This is a genomic window from Pseudomonas sp. N-1-13, from assembly GCF_057787095.1.
This window is the reverse complement of record NZ_JBYNRI010000001.1, coordinates 3078399-3094196: the sequence shown is the minus strand read 5'-3', so window position 1 is coordinate 3094196 and position 15798 is coordinate 3078399. Positions and strand designations below refer to the sequence as shown.

Genomic DNA, 15798 nt, shown 5'->3' with positions numbered 1-15798 from the left:
GGCTCGCTCCCACAAGGGCAGTCTTCATTCATTTCTCGCCACAATCGCCAGTACCTTCTAACCTGAGGTAACGGGCAGGCTACGGATACCCGCTTGATGTATGAAGTTTCGAGAGGCAAGGGCAATGGATGGCAGAGCGCCGTTGGTTGTCTCAAGGAATGAGGACTTTTCCCAGTATGCAGCCGGTCATGAATCCCAAGCACCCCGGCCTGTCGGTGCGTGTCGTCGATGACGGCTTTGCCGCCTACATCTGGGGCAGCGACTTCAGTTTCGAGGTCAGCGCCTATGGGACGGCGCAGGTGGGTCGGCCGGTGAGCCAATGGCCAGTGACGCCCATTGCCCCTTATCGTAAATGCTATGGCATCGATCCTGAGGAATTCAGCAGTTTCCGGGACGCTCCGGACAGCGAGATCTTCATGGCTTACCTCGATGACCAACCGGTAGGGCATCTGGTGGTAAGTACCAACTGGAACGGTTTTGCCCACATCGATGAGCTTGCCGTGCATGCCCCGGCCCGTCGCCACGGTGTGGCCAGGGCATTGCTGGACGTCGCTCATTTCTGGAGCCGCAAGAAAAAACTGCCGGGCATCATGCTCGAAACCCAGAACAACAATCTGGGCGCGTGCCGGCTCTATGAGCGTTGCGGTTACGTGCTGGGCGGGATCGATCACCTGCGCTATCGCGGCATTGACCGTCATACCGCCGAGGTGGCGTTGTTCTGGTACCGGTTGTTCGACGATCCACTGGGCATGGCGATCAGTGGCCCAACAGCGCCTCGGCTTGTTCCGTAATCAGTTCCAGCAGCGACTGGAGGGTGGGAGAGGTCGCCGTGCCATTCAGACTCAGCGCATACAGGCAGATGGGAATGGCGGGCGATACCGGGCATACGTCCAGCCCGCCGTCCTTGGCACCTGAAGCGGTGAAGGGGTCGACGATGGCAAGCCCTTCACCAGCCTCGACCATGGCGCGCATCATCTGATGGGTCTGTACGCGGATCTGGATGACCGGCGCGGGGCGTAGCGCCGCCAGCTTATGGTCGAACGCAGGGCTCAGCGGGTCGTGGCCATCCAGGCCCACCAGCGACTGGCCGGCCAGATCCTGAACCGAAATGTATTTTTGCCGCGGTTGCAGCCAGCCGTGGGGCGCCAGCAATTGCAGTTTGCCCTGGGCGATCATCTGGCACTGGATGTCGGAGTGTTCGGGGTCGTGCAGACTAAGGCCCAAGTCACTGTCGCGCAGCAGAAGGCTCTGAACAATGTCTCGGGTCGGTTGGCTGAGTAGGGTGCAAGGGGCGTCCGGATGGCGTCGACGCAGGGCAGCGATACTTTGAGGCAGTAACTGCTGGGCCAGCGGTGGGGTGCAAATGATGCGCAGGGGCGGCGCCTGATAGTGTTTCAGGCTGCTGGCCAGGCGTTGCACCGGTTCGAGGGTGTCATACACGCGGGTGATGCCGTCGCGCAACTCAAGGGCTTCGCGAGTCGCCTGCAATCGCCCGCGCACACTGGCAAACAGCATGAAACCCAACTGCAGCTCGGCATCGCGCAGCGTCGCCTCCACCTCTGCCACCGGTAATTGCAGCCATTCAGCCGCCGTGCCGAGGTGGCCGGTCTGCAACAGCGCCTGGATCACTTCGATGTGGCGTAAACGCATGCAAGCAGTCCATGTTGGGCGGGAGAGCCATTGAGTGGCTGAATCCTAACCCAAGTCCGGGCATGACTTCTGCTCATAACAACAGGTTATGAGGCAATTAGCGTTTCAGCGGGCGTTTGAGCGGGCGGTAGCGTTTCCGGTTCGCGGGTTAATTCAATCTGGGACTGCACCAGCATGAATTTGCCGTCTTCGAGTTGGTTGACGCGATCTCCGATCGCCAGCTTGAAAGTCGTCACAGGCTCCTTGCCGTTACCGTCGGGCGACGGGGTCGATTCTTGGTATTCATGCACTGAATAGACGCGACCTTCGGCGTCCCGCGCATGAAATTGTCCGACAAGTACTGCTGCCATTGCTTAGAACCTCTGGAAATAAATCACTCGATTTGCGGTTCTGTAGACCTTGGTCAAGCGCGGTAAGTTTTCCTACATGAAAAAAATAGTCCAGTCGGAAGGTTTTCGGTTCTCCGCTGGTCCAATTGTTCGCCCGATCATCTATAAATGGGGCTCCCTTGAACCCATCGTCGAGAAGTGTCCAATGAGTAATGTCTACACCGTGGCCGTTTTAGTGGGGAGCCTGCGCAAGGCTTCGATCAATCGCAAGCTGGCTCTGGCCCTGGCGGATCTGGCGCCGAGCAACCTGAAGCTGGAAATCATCGAGATAGGCGACCTGCCGCTCTACAACGAAGATATTGACGTCACACCCCCACAAGCCTACAGCACTTTCCGTGAGCAGGTTGGCGCGGCCGACGCATTGCTGTTTGTCACGCCTGAATACAACCGCTCGGTTCCGGCCCCGATGAAAAATGCCATTGACGTCGGCTCGCGGCCTTACGGCAAGAGCTGCCTGAGCGGTAAACCGGGTGCGGTGATCAGTGCCTCGCCGGGAGCCATGGGTGGTTTCGGTGCCAATCATCATTTGCGCCAGTCCCTGGTTTTCCTCGATGTGCCTTGCATGCAACAGCCGGAGGCTTATCTGGCCGGTGCGGGGAGCGCGTTCGATGAGCAGGGCGAGCTGTCTGAGTCGGTGAGGCCGTTTCTGCAGAAATTCATTGATGCCTATGGCAAGTGGGTTGAACAGCACAAAAAGGCCTGATGCCCGGCATTTTCAGGCATGCATAGCGGGTGAGGGGGTTATCCCCTCGCCACAAGGCGACCCTTCTTTTCCCCTACTAAATCCCTTCTTTCAAGGCTGTTGCGCATGCTCCTCGCGTCGTTGATTTTTCTGCTGACCATTACACTGGTGATCTGGCAACCCAAGGGCCTCGGTGTTGGCTGGAGTGCAACGCTCGGCGCGCTGCTGGCGTTGTTGAGCGGGGTGGTGCAGGTCGGTGACATTGCTCTGGTGTGGCAGATCATCTGGAACGCCACCGGTACGTTTATCGCGCTGATCATCATCAGCCTGTTGCTGGACGAGGCTGGGTTCTTCGCCTGGGCCGCCTTGCATGTGGCCCGCTGGGGTCGAGGCAGCGGGCGCAAGCTGTTTGCGTTCATGGTGCTGCTGGGCGCACTGGTGTCGGCTTTGTTCGCCAATGACGGCGCGGCGTTGATCCTGACGCCCATCGTAATTTCGATGCTGCTGGCCTTGCGTTTTTCTCCGGCGGCAACCCTGGCATTCGTGATGGGCGCCGGCTTCATTGCCGATAGCGCGAGCCTGCCGCTGGTGGTGTCGAACCTGGTGAACATCGTCTCAGCCGACTTCTTCGGCATTGGCTTCAACCGTTACGCGGCGGTCATGGTGCCGGTGAACCTGGTCAGCGTCGCGGCCAGCCTGGCGATATTGCTGTGGTTCTTTCGCCGCGACATCCCGCGCGACTATGACCCGCATCAACTGGATGCCCCGGCGAGTGCCATCCACGACAGGGCCACCTTCTTCGCGGGCTGGGCGGTGTTGGCGATTCTGCTGCTTGGTTGCTTCGCCCTCGAGCCGTTGGGCATTCCCATCAGCGCGATTTCGGCGGTCTGCGCCGCGTTATTGCTGGCCGTCGCGGCCCGCGGTCACAAAATCTCCACTCGCAGGGTCATGAAGGAGGCGCCGTGGCAGATCGTGATCTTCTCCCTGGGCATGTATCTGGTGGTCTATGGCCTGCGCAATGCGGGGCTGACTGGCTACCTGGCGCAATGGCTCGATGGTTTCGCCGCCTATGGTGTGTGGGGGGCGGCGATGGGCACCGGGCTGTTGACGGCTTTGCTCTCGTCGATCATGAACAACCTGCCGACGGTGCTGATCGGTGCCTTGTCCATCGATGCCAGTCAGGCCACCGGGGTGGTGAAGGAGGCGATGATCTACGCCAACGTCATCGGCAGCGACCTGGGCCCGAAAATCACTCCGATCGGCAGCCTGGCGACTTTGCTTTGGCTGCACGTGCTGGCGCGCAAGGACATCCGGATTGGCTGGGGGTACTACTTCAAGGTTGGGATTGTGCTGACCGTGCCGGTGTTGTTGGTGACGTTGGCGGCGTTGGCGTTGCGGTTGTCCATTTAGACTAGACCGCGTTGGCTTTATCGCGAGCAGGCTCGCTCCCACATCGATGCATTGTTGCCATTGAGACTGCAAACGCCGCGGTCACTGTGGGAGCGAGCCTGCTCGCGATGAGGTCCGTACAGACGCCGTCCATCTCACCCATTCCCCGGCACATCCGGCCAAAGATCCGCCACCAGGAACGCTCGCTCGGTTTCTTCCCACTCACCCTCGGCATTTTCACTCAGGCGCACCATCAATTGTGCGGGGGCCATGGGGTCGAGGGCCATTCGCCAGGCATCCAGTTGCCCGGCGCTCCAGGTCTGGTCCGCCGGATAATGGGCCGGGGCCAGCCAGCCAGCGCGGGGCAGGGGTTGCCAGCGCCCCGGCGGACGCTGGGCAACGAACGCCGGCCAATCCCGCTGATGCAGCCACCTTCCGCGCAGATGCCTGGGATGGGCGCCGGTTGGGGGTTCGGCATGGCCGGGCCACGGGTAAAGCAGATAGCCGCCTAGCCAGAGTTCCGAGCGAAACAGCTCGATGCCCGAGGGTTCGATGCCCAGCGTTGCCAGGGCCTCTCGGCTTTCCGGGCGAGCGGAGATTGGTAGCTGGTGTTCGCGCAAATGCGCCAGTTTAAGGTCGAGCCGGTCATGACAGCCCGGGCCGAGCCATTGTGCGGTGTCCTGCCCGTGGCCGTTTTGCGGCCCGAGGTACAACTTGATCGCCAGTTCCAGGTGGTGGATGCCGTCGCCATCGCGCAGCAGCAGGTCCAGTTCACCCAGGGTCTGGCCCTGGTGGCGGATCGGCAGGTTGGCGGCGATCAGCTCAATGCCCGGCGCGTGCTGCACCGCAAACTGCCACAACCGTTCGTAATACAGACCCAGGCGCCGGGTTCTGCCCTGGGACAGGCAATGCAGTAACGGATAGCTGTCGCGGTCCAGTTGTCGCAGCCAGTGTTCCAGTTGATGAGGCTGTTGCACCCAGTCGCTGCCGGTCAGGGGATGGCGTTGGGGCCAGGGCGTGTCGATCAGCATCGGCGGGGCAAGGATCGCCCACGCCAGGTCGCGCACTTCGGGATGGCGCAGGCGGCGGGGCAAGTCGAGCAGTTCGGGGAACAGGATCATTTTGCGAGCATAGCCTGCGTCGAAGGCTTAAAGAATTTTGTCTATGGGCGGCTTTCGCCCATAATCGTGTTTTTCGCCCGACGCAGACCCTCGCAGGAGCCCCATGGAGCAATTTCGCAATATCGGCATCATCGGTCGCCTGGGCAGTTCGCAGGTGCTGGACACTGTTCGCCGACTCAAACGTTTCCTCCTGGAGCGGCACCTGCATGTGATCCTCGAAGATACCATCGCCGAAGTCTTGCCCGGTCACGGCCTGCAGACCTCGTCGCGCAAGATGCTCGGCGAAGTCTGTGACATGGTGATCGTGGTCGGCGGCGATGGCAGTCTGCTGGGGGCCGCCCGAGCCCTGGCGCGGCACAACATTCCGGTACTGGGCATCAACCGGGGCAGCCTGGGGTTTCTGACCGATATCCGCCCCGACGAGCTGGAAACCAAAGTGGCCGAGGTATTGGACGGTCACTATCTGGTGGAGAATCGCTTCCTGCTGCAAGCCGAGGTGCGCCGTCACGCCGAAGCCATCGGCCAGGGCGATGCCCTCAACGATGTGGTGCTGCACCCCGGCAAATCCACGCGGATGATCGAATTCGAGCTGTATATCGACGGTCAGTTCGTCTGCAGCCAGAAGGCCGACGGCCTGATCGTCGCCACGCCCACCGGCTCCACGGCCTATGCGCTTTCCGCCGGTGGCCCGATCATGCATCCCAAGCTCGACGCTATTGTGATTGTGCCCATGTACCCCCATACCTTGTCTGGGCGACCCATTGTGGTCGATGGCAACAGTGAGCTGAAAATCGTCGTGTCCAAGGATATGCAGATCTACCCGCAAGTGTCCTGTGACGGCCAGAACCATTTCACCTGCGCGCCGGGTGACACCATCACCGTCAGCAAAAAAGCGCAGAAGCTGCGCCTGATCCACCCGCTGGATCACAATTACTACGAAGTCTGCCGGACCAAGCTCGGCTGGGGCAGTCGGTTGGGGGGTGGAGGCGACTGATGCTCGATCCTGCGCGCAGTTACGACCTGATCGGCGACGTGCACGGATGCGCCCTGACCCTGGAACGCCTGCTGGACCGCCTCGGTTATCACAAGCAGGGCGGCGTCTGGCGGCACCCGTCGCGCATGGCCGTGTTCCTGGGGGACATCATCGACCGTGGTCCGCGGATCCGCGAAGCCCTGCACATCGTCCACGACATGGTGGTGGCCGGTCAGGCGCTGTGCATCATGGGCAACCACGAGTTCAACGCCCTGGGTTGGAGCACGCCGGCGTTGCCGGGCAGCGGCCAGCGCTACGTGCGCGAACACACCCCGCGCCATGCCCGTCTGCTCAACGAAACCCTGACCCAGTTCGAGCAGCATCCGGGCGACTGGCATGACTTTCTCAAGTGGTTTTACGAGTTGCCGCTGTTTGTCGATGCCCAGCGCTTCCGGGTGGTCCACGCCTGCTGGGACAACGGTCTGATCGAGCCGCTGCGAGGCTTGTTCCCGGACGGCTGTATCGACGAGCATTTCCTCCAGGCCTCGGCGGAGCCGGGCAGTTTCGCCTGCACGGTGTTTGATCGCCTGCTGCGCGGTACCGACATGCGCTTGCCCCATGGCCTGACCCTCACCGGCGGCGACGGCCTGACCCGTTCGTTCTTTCGCACCAAGTTCTGGGAAGACGATCCTCAGACCTATGGAGACATCGTGTTCCAACCCGACGCCTTGCCCGAACCGGTGGCTCGCACGCCGCTGTCGCCCGACGAAAAGAATAATCTGCTGCGCTATGGCGTGCATGAACCCATGCTGTTCGTCGGTCATTACTGGCGCAGCGGCAAACCCGCGCCGATCCGCTCGAACCTGGCCTGCCTGGATTACAGCGCGGTGCTTTACGGAAAACTGGTGGCCTATCGTCTCGACGCAGAAACCCGACTGGACCCGCATAAATTTGTCTGGGTCGATGTCGAACGGCCGGAGGAACTGCGATGAGCGTCGTGGCGGTCTTGCGCTTGCCCTTGGCCGAGGATCTGAGCGGCTTCGTCAAATTGCTGCAACGCATGCAGGTGCCCCATCGGGTCAGCGAGGAGGCGGGCGAGCAGGTGCTCTGGGTGCCCGATGAAATCAGCGAAGACGTGCGCTCGTTGTATGCACGCTTCCCGAGCGGCGATCCCGAGCACCAGTTGGAGTTGCCGGGCACCGGCAGCACGTCGCGACGGCCTGGTTTCGTCCAGCAACTGACCCGCAGCCCGGTTACAGCACTGGTGTTGCTGCTGAGCCTGATCGTCGGCGCCGTGACGTTGCTGGGGGAAAATCTCGAGACCTTGCGCTGGCTGACATTCCTGGAGTTTCGCGTCGTCGGCGACTATATCCATTTCACGCCCCTGGCCGACAGCCTGGCGGCAGGGCAGTGGTGGCGCCTGGTGACGCCGATGCTGATCCATTTCGGTTTCCTGCACATCGCCATGAATGGCATGTGGTACTGGGAACTGGGACGGCGGATCGAAGCGCGCCAGGGCGGCATCAACCTGCTGGGGCTGACACTGCTGTTCAGCCTCGTGTCCAACTTCGCTCAATATTTCTTCAGCGGCCCGACCTTGTTCGGCGGCTTGTCCGGCGTGCTCTATGGTCTGTTGGGGCACTGCTGGATCTTTCAACTGCTGGCGCCGAACCCGGCCTATCACTTGCCCCGTGGGGTGCTGGTGATGATGCTGGTGTGGCTGGTGCTGTGCCTGTCCGGGCTGATCTCGCTGATCGGTTTCGGCGAAATCGCCAACGCGGCCCACGTCGGCGGGCTGCTCATCGGTTGCTTCACGGGTTTGTTGGGCGGGCTGTTCGCTCGTCGTAAAATGGCCCTCTGACGGCGCCTGTAATATTTGAATATGCGCGATTGCGCGGAGAACCCATGTCCTCGTTCAACGAAATGATCAAAAACATCACCCCCGAGATCTATCAGAGCCTGAAGCTGGCGGTGGAAATCGGTAAATGGGCCGATGGCAACAAGCTCACCGCCGAACAGCGCGAATTGTCGCTGCAGGCGATGATCGCCTGGGAGATGCAGAATCTGCCCGAAGAGGAACGCACCGGCTACATGGGCCCGCAGGAGTGCCAGTCGAAGGCCACAGAAGTGCCGAACATCCTGTTCAAGTCGGATGCCATCCATTGATCGAGATTGGCCGCGGTGCAATCAGCAAGATGTCGGCACGCCTTGACGGGCCGACCGTTCAATACGCCTTTCGCCTGGGCGATACCGAGGTGCCAGTCAACCCGTTGATTGGCAGCACGGTGCGCCTGGAGTTTCTCGGTGCGATCCACTGCAGCCATTGCGGACGCAGGACCAAGACCAGCTTCAGCCAGGGTTATTGCTACCCCTGCATGACTAAACTGGCCCAGTGCGACCTGTGCATCATGAGCCCTGAGCGCTGCCACTTCGATGCGGGCACCTGCCGCGAGCCGGCCTGGGGCGAACAGTTCTGCATGACCGATCATGTGGTGTACCTGGCCAATTCCTCGGGCGTGAAAGTCGGCATCACCCGCGCCACGCAGCTGCCGACCCGCTGGCTGGACCAGGGCGCCAGCCAGGCGCTGCCGATCCTGCGGGTCGCCACTCGCCAGCAATCGGGCTTTGTCGAAGACCTGTTCCGCAGCCAGGTGGCGGACAAGACCAACTGGCGCGCATTGCTCAAGGGCGACGCCGTGGCGGTGGACCTGCCGCAGATCCGCGATTCGCTGTTCGAGAGCTGCGCCGAAGGTCTGCAAGGCTTGCAGGAACGATTCGGCCTGCAAGCGATCCAGACCATAGCGGACGTCGAGCCGATCGAGATCCGTTATCCGGTGGAGCAATACCCGGCCAAGATCGTCAGTTTCAACCTGGACAAGAACCCGATTGCCGAAGGCACGCTGCTGGGGATCAAGGGCCAATACCTGATTTTCGACACTGGCGTGATCAATATTCGTAAATACACGGCTTATCAGCTCGCCGTGCATCAGTAGAAGGATTTGCCCCATGCGCACCGAACAACCGAAGATGATTTACCTGAAGGACTATCAGGCGCCCGAGTACCTGATCGACGAGACGCACCTGACCTTCGAGTTGTTCGAGGACCACAGCCTGGTCCATGCGCAACTGGTGATGCGCCGTAACCCCGAGCGCGGTGCCGGCCTGCCGCCCCTGGTGCTCGATGGCCAGCAGCTGGAACTGCTCTCGATCAAGCTCGATGACACCGACCTCAATCCGCTGGACTATCAGCTGGACGCCAGCCACCTGACCCTGCAACCCAAGGCCCCGGCCTTCACGGTGGACACCACTGTCAGGATCCACCCGGAAACCAACACCGCCCTGGAAGGCTTGTACAAGTCCGGCAGCATGTTCTGCACCCAGTGCGAGGCCGAAGGTTTCCGCAAGATCACCTATTACCTCGACCGCCCGGATGTGATGAGTACGTTCACCACCACGGTGGTGGCCGAGCAGCACAGCTATCCGGTGTTGCTGTCCAACGGCAACCCGATCGCCAGCGGTCCCGGCGAAGATGGCCGGCACTGGGCGACCTGGGAAGACCCGTTCAAGAAACCCGCCTACCTGTTTGCCCTGGTGGCCGGCGACCTGTGGTGCGTCGAAGACACCTTCACCACCATGACCGAGCGCACCGTGGCGCTGCGCATCTATGTCGAGCCGGAAAACATCGACAAGTGCCAGCACGCCATGACCAGCCTCAAGAAGTCGATGCGCTGGGATGAAGAGGTCTATGGCCGTGAGTATGACCTGGACATCTTCATGATCGTCGCGGTCAACGACTTCAACATGGGCGCCATGGAAAACAAGGGCCTGAACATCTTCAACTCCAGCGCAGTGCTGGCCCGCGCTGAAACCGCCACCGATGCCGCGCACCAGCGGGTCGAAGCGATCGTTGCCCACGAGTATTTCCATAACTGGTCGGGTAACCGCGTGACGTGCCGTGACTGGTTCCAGTTGTCCCTCAAGGAAGGCTTCACTGTGTTCCGCGACGCCGGTTTTTCGGCCGACATGAACTCGGCCACGGTCAAGCGTATCCAGGACGTGGCGTACCTGCGCACTCACCAGTTTGCCGAAGACGCTGGTCCCATGGCCCACCCGGTGCGCCCGGACAGCTTCATCGAGATTTCCAACTTCTACACCCTGACCGTGTACGAAAAGGGGTCGGAAGTGGTCGGCATGATCCACACCCTGCTGGGGGCCGAGGGCTTTCGCAAGGGTAGCGACCTGTACTTCGAGCGCCACGACGGCCAGGCCGTGACCTGCGATGACTTCATCAAGGCCATGGAGGATGCCAACGGCGTCGACCTGAGTCAGTTCAAGCGCTGGTACAGCCAGGCGGGTACGCCACGGCTGGCGGTCAGCGAGTCCTACGACGCTGCTGCCCGAACCTACAGCCTGACCTTCAGCCAGAGCTGCCCACCGACCCCGGACAAAATGGAAAAACTGCCATTTGTGATTCCCGTGGAGCTGGGTTTGCTGGACAGCAAGGGCAATGAAATCCCTCTGCGCCTGGCCGGCGAAGCGGCGGCAACTGGCACGTCCCGGGTGATCTCGGTGACCGAAGCCGAGCAGACCTTCACCTTTGTCGACATCGCCGAAAAGCCGTTGCCTTCGTTGTTGCGCGGCTTCTCGGCCCCGGTGAAGCTTAGCTTCCCGTACGATCGGGACCACTTGATGTTCCTGATGCAGCACGACAGCGACGGCTTCAACCGCTGGGATGCCGGCCAGCAGTTGTCGGTGCAGGTGCTGCAGGAACTGATCGCCCAGCATCAGAAAGGCGAAAATCTGGTGCTGGACCCGCGTCTGGTCAGCGCGTTGCGTAGCGTGCTGTCGGACGAATCCCTGGATCAGGCCATGGTCGCGGAAATGCTCTCGCTGCCAAGCGAGGCTTATCTGACGGAAATCAGCGAAGTGGCCGACGTGGAGGCGATCCATGCCGCGCGGGAATTCGCCCGTCAGCAACTGGCGGACAATCTGTTCGAAGCCCTGTGGCTGCGCTATGAGGCCAACCGTGACCTGTCCAAGCGCACGCCGTACGTGGCCGAGGCCGAGCATTTCGCCCGCCGTGCCTTGCAGAACATCGCGCTGTCGTACCTGATGCTGACCGACAAGCCGGAAGTGCTCAGTGCCACCCTGGAGCAGTTCGACACCGCCGACAATATGACCGAGCGTCTCACGGCCCTGGCGGTGCTGGTCAATTCCCCGTTCAAAGCCGAGAAGGCCAAGGCGCTGGAAGTGTTCGCGGAGAACTTCAAAGGCAATCCGCTGGTCATGGACCAATGGTTCAGCGTCCAGGCCGGCAGCCCGTTGCCGGGCGGCCTGGCGCGGGTCAAGGCCTTGATGGAACATCCGGCGTTCAATATCAAGAACCCGAACAAGGTACGCGCTTTGGTGGGGGCGTTTGCCGGGCAGAACCTGATCAACTTCCACGCGGCTGACGGTTCAGGTTATCGCTTCCTGGCGGATCTGGTGATCCAGCTCAATGGCTTCAACCCGCAGATCGCCGCACGGCAACTGGCGCCACTGACCCGCTGGCGCAAATACGACAGTGCCCGCCAGGCGCTGATGAAAGCCGAGCTGGAGCGCATCCTGGCGTCCGGCGGGCTGTCGGCCGATGTGTTCGAAGTGGTAAGCAAGAGCCTGGCGTGACCTTGGCACCGCGGTCTGCCTGGCAGGCCGCGGTGTTCCCATCGCGAGCAGGCTCGCTCCCACAGGTGATCTTCAGTGAGCATATATCTTGTGTTCAACATTGATCCCTTGTGGGAGCGAGCCTGCTCGCGATGGCGTCAGACCTGTCTACACAACAACCGCCTCGATAGCCTGCCATAACCTCCCCGAATACCCCTTCATTCACCCCCGACCGCACTGCGCCACGGTTAACAAAAGATAACGCGGCGTCGATTGTCAGACCTTTCCAAAGCCCGATAGGATAGGTCAGCTTCCGAAGTGGCTCTAGATTGCAGGTTTCAGGACTATGCTCCAGAACAGTCAATCACGATGAGCCCGCTTACGGCGCCCTGAAGGGTTGAATGACCTAACAATAATAATGGGGGAAAGGTCTATGAATGAGCCTGTCATGGCTGTGGGCCGCTGCCGGCCGCCGGTACTGCGCAGAGTCGCGTTGCTGGTCTCGGCGCTCTCGCTGCTGGGCTCTGCCGTGTTGTCTGCACCGGTGATGGCCGTAGCGGCTTCGACATCCGATGTCATCTATTCCGTCGAGTCGGCCAAGGCCAGCAAAACCCTGATGCTCGATGTGGTCCATGCCGGCAAACGCCTGGTGGCGGTCGGTGATCGCGGGCACATTGTCTATTCGGACGATCAGGGCGGTTCCTGGACTCAGGCCAAGGTGCCGACCCGCCAGTTGCTCACCGCAGTATTTTTCGTCGATGACAAACACGGCTGGGCCGTGGGGCACGACGCGCAGATACTGGCCAGCGAAGACGGTGGCAGCACCTGGACCAAGCAATTCGAAGACCTGACCCGTGAATCGCCGCTGCTGGACGTCTGGTTCAAGGACGCGAGCAACGGTTTTGCCGTGGGCGCTTACGGGGCGCTGTTCGAAACCACCGACGGCGGCAAGCACTGGGAAGAGGTCGGGGATCGTCTCGACAACGAAGACCAGTTCCACCTCAACGCGATAGCTGCGGTGAAAGACGCCGGGCTGTTCATCGTTGGTGAGGCCGGCAGCATGTTCCGCTCCAGCGATTGGGGCCAGACCTGGGAAAAGATCGAAGGCCCATACGAAGGTTCGCTGTTCGGCGTCATCGGCACCGCTCAGCCTTCAACGCTGTTGGCCTACGGCCTGCGCGGCAACCTCTATCGCTCCACCGATTTTGGTAGCACCTGGGAGCAGGTCGAACTCAAGGCCACCCGCGGTGCCCTGGAATTCGGCCTGTCCGGGGCCACGCTCTTGCCAGATGGCTCCATCGTAATTGTCGGCAACGGCGGCAGTGTGGTGCGCAGCAGTGATGACGGCGTGACCTTCAGCGTGTTCAACCGCCCGGATCGGATTTCCGTGGCGGCTGTCACGGCGGCGGGCAACGGCAATCTGATCCTGGCAGGACAGGGTGGCGTTCATGCCACCACCCCCACCGGCGCTGAATTGAGCAAATGAGCCGCAAACATCCGGCGGGCACAATAACAAGAAGGCGGACCCCATGAGCAGTCATCACCAAGACAAGGCGACGTTCCTCGAACGCCTGATTTTCAACAACCGCCCGGCAGTGATCGTCATTTGCCTGTTGGTCAGTATTTTCCTGTTCTGGCAGGCCACGCTGATCCGGCCGTCCACCAGTTTCGAAAAGATGATCCCCCTCGAGCACCCCTTCATCGAGAAGATGCTCGAACACCGCAATGACTTGGCGAACCTGGGCAACACGGTGCGGATTTCCGTGGAGGCCACCAACGGTGACATTTTCTCCAAGGATTACATGGAGACCTTGCGCCAGATTCATGACGAGGTGTTCTACATTTCCGGCGTCGACCGCTCCGGCCTCAAGTCGTTGTGGAGCCCGAGCGTGCGCTGGACCGAAGTGACGGAGGAGGGCTTTGCCGGTGGTGAGGTGATTCCCCAGAGCTATGACGGCTCGGCAGACAGCCTCGACCTGTTACGCAACAACGTGCTCAAGTCCGGCCAGGTCGGACGCCTGGTAGCCAACGATTTCAAATCGAGCATCATCGATATCCCGCTGTTGGAGTCCTATCCGGACCCGCAGGACCAGGGCAAGCTGCTGGCCCTGGATTATCAGAAGTTCTCCCACGAACTCGAAGACAAGATCCGCAACAAGTTTGAAGCCCAGAACCCCAACGTAAAGATCCATATCGTGGGCTTCGCCAAGAAGGTCGGTGACTTGATCGACGGCCTGACCATGGTGGTGATGTTCTTCGGCGTGGCCTTCATCATTACCCTGGTGCTGCTGTACTGGTTCACGAACTGCATGCGCAGCACCATTGCAGTGCTGAGCACGACCCTGGTGGCCGTGGTCTGGCAGTTGGGGCTGATGCACGCCGTCGGTTTCGGGCTCGATCCTTATTCGATGCTGGTGCCGTTTCTGATCTTCGCCATTGGTATCTCCCACGGCGTGCAGAAAATCAACGGTATCGCTTTGCAATCCAGTGAAGCGGACAACGCCCTGACCGCGGCGCGGCGCACATTCCGCCAGTTGTTCCTGCCGGGGATGATCGCAATCCTGGCGGATGCCGTCGGCTTCATCACCTTGCTGATCATCGATATCGGCGTGATCCGGGAACTGGCCTTCGGTGCGTCCATCGGCGTGGCGGTGATTGTGTTCACCAACCTGATCCTGTTGCCGGTGGCGATTTCCTATGTTGGCATCAGCAAGCGTGCCATCGAGCGCAGCAAAAAGGATGCGACGCGGGAGCATCCGTTCTGGCGCCTGCTGTCGAAGTTTGCCAGCGCCAAAGTCGCGCCGGTGTCGATCATCCTGGCCTTGATCGCCTTTGGTGGCGGCCTCTGGTACAGCCAGAACCTGAAGATCGGTGACCTGGACCAGGGCGCGCCGGAGTTGCGTCCAGACTCGCGCTACAACCAGGACAACAACTTCATCATCAGCAACTATTCCACCAGCTCCGATGTCCTGGTGGTGATGGTCAAGACCAAGGCTGAAGGCTGCTCACGCTATGAAGCCATGGCTCCCATCGACGAGCTGATGTGGAAAATGCAGAACACCGAGGGGGTGCAGTCGGCGATCTCCCTGGTCACCGTGTCCAAGCAAATGATCAAGGGCATGAACGAGGGCAACCTGAAATGGGAAACCCTGTCGCGTAACCCAGACGTGTTGAACAACTCCATTGCCCGGGCCGATGGCCTGTACAACAACAACTGTTCCGTGGCCCCGGTGTTGGTTTTCCTCAACGACCACAAGGCCGAGACCCTGGACCGCGCCGTGAAGGTGGTGCAGGAGTTTGCCAAGGAAAATAATCGCGACGGCCTGGAGTTCATCCTCGCCGCCGGCAACGCTGGCATTGAGGCTGCAACCAACGAAGTGATCAAGGAATCGGAACTGACCATCCTGGTCCTGGTGTACATCTGTGTGGCAACCATGTGCATGATCACTTTCCGTTCCTGGGCGGCGACGCTGTGCATCGTGCTGCCGCTGGTGCTGACCTCGGTGTTGGGGAACGCCCTGATGGCCTTCATGGGTATCGGTGTGAAGGTCGCGACGCTGCCAGTGGTGGCGCTTGGCGTGGGGATAGGCGTGGACTACGGCATCTATATCTACAGTCGCCTGGAAAGCTTCCTGCGGGCCGGCTTGCCGTTGCAAGAGGCGTACTACCAGACGCTGAAGTCCACCGGTAAGGCCGTGTTGTTCACAGGCCTGTGCCTGGCTATCGGTGTGTGCACCTGGATCTTCTCGGCCATCAAGTTCCAGGCCGACATGGGGCTGATGCTGACGTTCATGTTGTTGTGGAACATGTTCGGGGCACTGTGGCTGCTGCCGGCGCTGGCGCGGTTCCTGATCAAACCTGAGAAAATGGCAGGGCAGAAGAGTAAGTCGTTGTTTGCCCATTAATACATGTGGCGAGGGAGCTTGCTCCCTCGCCACATGTATTACGCCA

Annotated in this window: 14 protein-coding genes; 11 read left to right on the top strand and 3 right to left on the bottom strand. The window is 60.8% G+C overall.

The features are described 5' to 3' along the window. Positions 1–176 precede the first annotated feature (176 nt). The gene (locus AC3I65_RS13940; RefSeq protein ID WP_047225768.1) at positions 177–791 is read left to right on the top strand and encodes a GNAT family N-acetyltransferase; all 615 of its coding nucleotides are present in this window, start codon (positions 177–179) and stop codon (positions 789–791) included. On the opposite strand, the gene AC3I65_RS13935 is transcribed toward AC3I65_RS13940, so the two are convergent. After that, complete coding sequence (locus AC3I65_RS13935) at positions 757–1650, bottom strand: LysR substrate-binding domain-containing protein (RefSeq protein WP_047225769.1); 894 nt, start codon at positions 1648–1650, stop codon at positions 757–759. The two genes, AC3I65_RS13940 and AC3I65_RS13935, sit on opposite strands and share 35 nt — an antisense overlap. 86 nt (positions 1651–1736) lie before the next feature. After that, positions 1737–2000, bottom strand: coding sequence for a hypothetical protein (locus AC3I65_RS13930; RefSeq protein WP_047225770.1), 264 nt, complete (start codon positions 1998–2000; stop codon positions 1737–1739). Positions 2001–2184: 184 nt separating this feature from the next. On the opposite strand from AC3I65_RS13930, the gene AC3I65_RS13925 reads away from it, so the two are divergent. After that, entirely contained in the window at positions 2185–2742 is a 558-nt protein-coding gene (locus tag AC3I65_RS13925; RefSeq protein WP_139049964.1) for an NADPH-dependent FMN reductase, read from the top strand. 105 nt (positions 2743–2847) lie between these two features. Next, positions 2848–4131, top strand: a complete 1284-nt coding sequence (locus AC3I65_RS13920; RefSeq protein WP_107322357.1) for an arsenic transporter — start codon at positions 2848–2850, stop codon at positions 4129–4131. A 134-nt stretch (positions 4132–4265) separates the two neighbouring features. On the opposite strand, the gene AC3I65_RS13915 is transcribed toward AC3I65_RS13920, so the two are convergent. Further along, positions 4266–5231, bottom strand: coding sequence for a DUF1853 family protein (locus tag AC3I65_RS13915; protein WP_047225773.1), 966 nt, complete (start codon positions 5229–5231; stop codon positions 4266–4268). Between the two features lie 103 nt (positions 5232–5334). On the opposite strand from AC3I65_RS13915, the gene AC3I65_RS13910 reads away from it, so the two are divergent. From AC3I65_RS13910 to AC3I65_RS13875, 8 genes are all read left to right on the top strand, one after another. Beyond that, positions 5335–6225 carry an NAD(+) kinase gene (locus AC3I65_RS13910; RefSeq protein ID WP_003202709.1) on the top strand — a complete coding sequence of 297 codons (891 nt, stop codon included), beginning with the start codon at positions 5335–5337 and terminating at the stop codon, positions 6223–6225. Next, a complete protein-coding gene (locus AC3I65_RS13905) occupies positions 6222–7196 on the top strand; it encodes a metallophosphoesterase (RefSeq protein WP_171061363.1) in 975 nt (324 codons plus the stop codon). Before AC3I65_RS13910 ends, AC3I65_RS13905 begins: the two co-directional genes overlap by 4 nt. Then, positions 7193–8065, top strand: coding sequence for a rhomboid family intramembrane serine protease (locus AC3I65_RS13900; RefSeq protein ID WP_047225775.1), 873 nt, complete (start codon positions 7193–7195; stop codon positions 8063–8065). The genes AC3I65_RS13905 and AC3I65_RS13900 overlap by 4 nt, the downstream gene beginning before the upstream one ends. Before the next feature lie 44 nt (positions 8066–8109). Beyond that, positions 8110–8370 carry a YeaC family protein gene (locus AC3I65_RS13895; protein ID WP_047225776.1) on the top strand — a complete coding sequence of 87 codons (261 nt, stop codon included), beginning with the start codon at positions 8110–8112 and terminating at the stop codon, positions 8368–8370. Beyond that, complete coding sequence (locus AC3I65_RS13890) at positions 8367–9197, top strand: DUF2797 domain-containing protein (RefSeq protein ID WP_076384435.1); 831 nt, start codon at positions 8367–8369, stop codon at positions 9195–9197. The genes AC3I65_RS13895 and AC3I65_RS13890 overlap by 4 nt, the downstream gene beginning before the upstream one ends. A 13-nt stretch (positions 9198–9210) precedes the next feature. After that, entirely contained in the window at positions 9211–11868 is a 2658-nt protein-coding gene (pepN, locus tag AC3I65_RS13885) for an aminopeptidase N (protein ID WP_488523890.1), read from the top strand. Between the two features lie 412 nt (positions 11869–12280). Further along, positions 12281–13333, top strand: a complete 1053-nt coding sequence (locus AC3I65_RS13880) for a WD40/YVTN/BNR-like repeat-containing protein (RefSeq protein WP_047225779.1) — start codon at positions 12281–12283, stop codon at positions 13331–13333. Between the two features lie 43 nt (positions 13334–13376). Next, positions 13377–15752, top strand: a complete 2376-nt coding sequence (locus tag AC3I65_RS13875; RefSeq protein WP_047225780.1) for an efflux RND transporter permease subunit — start codon at positions 13377–13379, stop codon at positions 15750–15752. Positions 15753–15798: the final 46 nt, after the last annotated feature.

Bases quoted from the DNA above. Each gene is read 5' to 3' on its own strand.
- AC3I65_RS13940 (WP_047225768.1), top strand. From the start codon at position 177: ATGCAGCCGGTCATGAATCCCAAGCACCCCGGCCTGTCGGTGCGTGTC.
- AC3I65_RS13935 (WP_047225769.1), bottom strand. From the start codon at position 1,650: ATGCGTTTACGCCACATCGAAGTGATCCAGGCGCTGTTGCAGACCGGC.
- AC3I65_RS13930 (WP_047225770.1), bottom strand. From the start codon at position 2,000: ATGGCAGCAGTACTTGTCGGACAATTTCATGCGCGGGACGCCGAAGGT.
- AC3I65_RS13925 (WP_139049964.1), top strand. From the start codon at position 2,185: ATGAGTAATGTCTACACCGTGGCCGTTTTAGTGGGGAGCCTGCGCAAG.
- AC3I65_RS13920 (WP_107322357.1), top strand. From the start codon at position 2,848: ATGCTCCTCGCGTCGTTGATTTTTCTGCTGACCATTACACTGGTGATC.
- AC3I65_RS13915 (WP_047225773.1), bottom strand. From the start codon at position 5,231: ATGATCCTGTTCCCCGAACTGCTCGACTTGCCCCGCCGCCTGCGCCAT.
- AC3I65_RS13910 (WP_003202709.1), top strand. From the start codon at position 5,335: ATGGAGCAATTTCGCAATATCGGCATCATCGGTCGCCTGGGCAGTTCG.
- AC3I65_RS13900 (WP_047225775.1), top strand. From the start codon at position 7,193: ATGAGCGTCGTGGCGGTCTTGCGCTTGCCCTTGGCCGAGGATCTGAGC.
- AC3I65_RS13895 (WP_047225776.1), top strand. From the start codon at position 8,110: ATGTCCTCGTTCAACGAAATGATCAAAAACATCACCCCCGAGATCTAT.
- pepN (WP_488523890.1), top strand. From the start codon at position 9,211: ATGCGCACCGAACAACCGAAGATGATTTACCTGAAGGACTATCAGGCG.
- AC3I65_RS13880 (WP_047225779.1), top strand. From the start codon at position 12,281: ATGAATGAGCCTGTCATGGCTGTGGGCCGCTGCCGGCCGCCGGTACTG.
- AC3I65_RS13875 (WP_047225780.1), top strand. From the start codon at position 13,377: ATGAGCAGTCATCACCAAGACAAGGCGACGTTCCTCGAACGCCTGATT.